General features: G+C 44.0%; 1 protein-coding gene. It reads right to left on the reverse strand.

The genetic code is table 11. The features are described from left to right. Positions 1-598 (reverse strand): hypothetical protein (locus ACS8FD_RS22565; RefSeq protein WP_439277503.1); only part of this gene is annotated, 598 nt, incomplete at both ends.

The following is a 598-nucleotide window of genomic DNA, read 5'->3' on the forward strand; positions in this document are numbered from 1 at the left end:
CTACGTTGGTCTTTGAATCATGAGCGTTAACGTAGGCTTCACGTGCCTGCTCTAACCAACGCTCAGCCATCCGAAAATGCGTACCAGACTCACGTCTACCATGCGCACATTGATCAGCTGCTGCCCAAATGAGAGCGACTTCACTAAATGCTAACTCACGTGGAGCAATGATTTTGTTATCACTGTTTGTTGAAGCGCTACCTTTCAAGGCACTTATTATTGCCCACAGATCAGGCCTCATCAAAGCAGATGTCGATGGAATATCAGTTGTTAAACGTAGCTCCTCATCGGCATTACTTTGTAGCTTTTGTAAAATAGTAGCGGCAGCTTCTAATGCTTGTCTGCCAGCAGATGAGTGGCTTTTTATACTGTTCTCATAAGAAGCGTAGTTTAGCCAAGCTTGGGCTTTATAAGCAAAGTATTGCTGGCGTGCGGTTAGAGGGTTTTGTTGGTATGAAGCAAGCTCGGTCAGCATACAATCAATAGTTTGCGGCTCAGACAGCTGATACTGTAAGCGAGCATTTGGTTTTACTTCATTATCATAGCAATAGTTAATTGTACTGGGGTTGTCTTTAGCTGGGTTCTTGTTGTGACGATT

It is taken from the genome of Psychrobacter sp. 1U2, assembly GCF_051847575.1.